This window comes from Nitrosopumilus sp. b1, from assembly GCF_014078545.1.
Classification (GTDB): Archaea; Thermoproteota; Nitrososphaeria; order Nitrososphaerales; family Nitrosopumilaceae; genus PXYB01.
Map to the genome: position 1 here is coordinate 1 of NZ_MU078710.1, position 2,846 is coordinate 2,846.

At 35.3% G+C, this 2,846-nt stretch carries 3 protein-coding genes; 1 reads left to right on the forward strand and 2 read right to left on the reverse strand.

Annotated features, from left to right (window positions below; all coding sequences use genetic code 11):
- Nucleotides 1-762: glutamine synthetase family protein (locus C6988_RS00960; protein WP_182132692.1), on the forward strand; the 762-nt coding region annotated here is incomplete at its 5' end.
- Between the two features lie 6 nt (nucleotides 763-768).
- On the opposite strand, the gene C6988_RS00965 is transcribed toward C6988_RS00960, so the two are convergent.
- A complete protein-coding gene (locus C6988_RS00965; protein ID WP_182132694.1) occupies nucleotides 769-1,047 on the reverse strand; it encodes a hypothetical protein in 279 nt (92 codons plus the stop codon).
- A gap of 64 nt (nucleotides 1,048-1,111) precedes the next feature.
- Nucleotides 1,112-2,827, reverse strand: a complete 1,716-nt coding sequence (gene thsB / locus C6988_RS00970) for a thermosome subunit beta (protein WP_182132696.1) — start codon at nucleotides 2,825-2,827, stop codon at nucleotides 1,112-1,114.
- Nucleotides 2,828-2,846: the final 19 nt, after the last annotated feature.

A 2,846-nucleotide genomic window follows, 5' to 3' on the forward strand; every position in this document is an offset into this window, starting at 1 on the left:
ATAGATATCAGGTATGATTATCTAACAAATGCAGCTGATTCAACACAATCATACAAATTTGTGATTCGTAACATTGCAAAAAAATATAATAAAATTGCAACAATGATGCCAAAACCAATCTCAATGGATTCTGGTTCTGGAATGCATACTAATGTAAGTTTGTGGAAAGATAAGAAAAATGTATTTTTTGATCCAGATGCAGAGATGGAATTAAGTCAGCTTGGAAGATATTTTTGTGGCGGTATTCTTAGTCATTCTAAAGCATTATGTGCAATATCTAATCCTACCACAAACTCATACCATAGATTAGTACCAGGTTATGAAGCTCCTGTGTATATTGCGTGGAGTGGTAGTAATCGTTCTGCAATTGTTAGAGTTCCAAGGCATTTCAAAGGTGAGGGTTATGCATATCTAAAACGATTAGAGTTTAGAGCACCAGATCCATCTGCAAATCCATATTTGGTTTTTGCATCAGTCTTAGCTGCTGGTTTGGATGGAGTAAAAAAGAAATTAGATCCTGGCGATCAAATTCAAGAAGATATTTTCAAGATGACAAAATCAGAACGCATTAAACGAGGAATTGGTGTGTTACCTGCAAACTTGGGTGAAGCACTTGATGCTTTAGAAAGTGATAGAAAATTCCTCTCTCCAATTTTCCCTAATGATGTAGTCGATAAGATTATTGAATTAGAAAGAAGGGATCAAAGAGAGATCTCAATTAGACCACATCCTCATGAATTTTATCTATACTTTGATGTCTAATTGATTTTAGACTCTACCAGTTAATTGTAAAATATATGCTAATGAAATTGCAATTAGTCCAAATCCGCCTCCAAGATAAATTCCTCGTCTTTTATCAGAAGTACCTGCTTTGAATAATAAAACACCGCCTGCTAGTCCAACAAATAGAATTAGAGTTCCAGTAATGACAGAATCAAAACTTGCACCTGTAATTATTGGGTAAAAAAATCCTGAAAGCAGCACAAAAAATGCTACAAGATAAACGTATTTTGCACCTGTAATTGCTTTTGAGCTAAGCTTATTCAATATTGGACGTAAAGATAGTCATCAAATAAACTTTTGAGAATTTTTAATTTTACAAAATAGGGTTTTACATTCCCATTGCGCCCATATCAGGCATTCCACCCATACCACCCATTCCTGGTGGCATTCCACCCATACCACCCATTCCTGGTGGCATTCCTCCTTCTGCACCTGGTGGTGGGCCAGCAGATTTTGTTGTTGCAACAACATCATCAATTCGAAGAATCATGCATGCTGCCTCAGCTGCTGCAGAAACAATTTGATGTTTAACAGAAAGTGGTTCAATAATATCACTTGATTTCATATTACCAATTTTAGATTTCATAACATCAATTCCTGTCCATTTTTCTCCTTTGAGTTGTTTTGATCTTAATGCTGTAAGGGTATCAATTGGATCCATTCCTGCATTTTCCGATAATGTTAGTGGTATTGCTTCAAGAGAATCAGCAAATTTTTCAGCTGCTAGTTGTTCTCGTCCCTCTAATGATTTAGACCAGCTACGAATCTTGGTTGCAGCATAAGTTTCAGGAGCACCACCACCTGCAACAATAAAGGGTGATTCCATTACATCTTTTACAACCATTATAGCGTCATGAACTGATCTGTCTACTTCATCAACAACTCTTTGTGAGCCACCACGAAGTAGTAAGGTTACAGCTTTTGGATGCTTGCAGCCCTCAATGAAGACCCAACGATCTTCTTCTATTTTTCTCTCCTCTACAAGTTCTGCAGTTCCTAGATCTTTTTCAAATAAATCATCTAAGTTAGTTACAATTCTTGCACCAGTTGCTTTTGCAAGTTTTGTTAAGTCACTTTCTTTAATTCTTCTAATAGCTTGAACGTTTGCTTTTGCCAAATAATGTTGCGCCATATCATCAATGCCTTTCTGACATAAAACAACATTTGCGCCTGAACCTATTACTTTGTCAACCATTGTTTTTAACATTCTATTTTCTTCATCAAGAAATGATTTGAGTTGTTGAGGATTAGAAATGTTAATTTTTGCATCAGTTTCAGTTTTATTAATTTCTAAAGCAGTATTAATTAAAGCAATTTTTGCATTTTGAATTCTTTTTGGCATTCCACCATGAACAATTTCTTTATCCAAAACAATTCCTTGAATAAGAGTAGAATCTTTGATTGAACCGCCTGCCTTCTTTTCAACTTTAATATCATCAATATCAACGTCAAATTTTTCACCTGTTTTTTCTGCAACAGAGGTTACAGATTTTACAATTAGATCTGCTAGTAAATCAGAATCTTTTCTTACTAATTTTGTTTGCATAGAAGTTTTTGCAATTTTTGCAAGAATGTTTTTGTCGTTACCAGTAACGGTGTCAGCGATATCTTGAAGACATTGCTTGGCTTTTTTGGCTGCTTTTCTATATCCATCTACAATAATTGTAGGATGAACATCTTGTGTGATTAAAGATTCAGCATTTTCTAATAATGCACCTGCAAGAATTACTGCAGATGTAGTCCCATCTCCTACTTCATTATCAGTTGTCTTTGAAATTTCTACAAGCATTTTTGCTGCAGGATGCTGAACATCAATTTCTTTTAGAATTGTTGCGCCATCATTTGTAATAGTTACATCACCCAAAGAATCAACTAACATCTTATCCATTCCTCTTGGGCCTAAACTTGAATGAACAATTTCAGCTATGATTTTAGCTGCTGCAATGTTATTTTTTTGGGCTTCGCGTCCTTTAGTTTCAGAACCACCTTCTTTTAGAAGGACAACTGGCATGTTTCCCTTAGATGTGGCTTGGACGTTACTCATGGATCAAAAATCTCTAGAT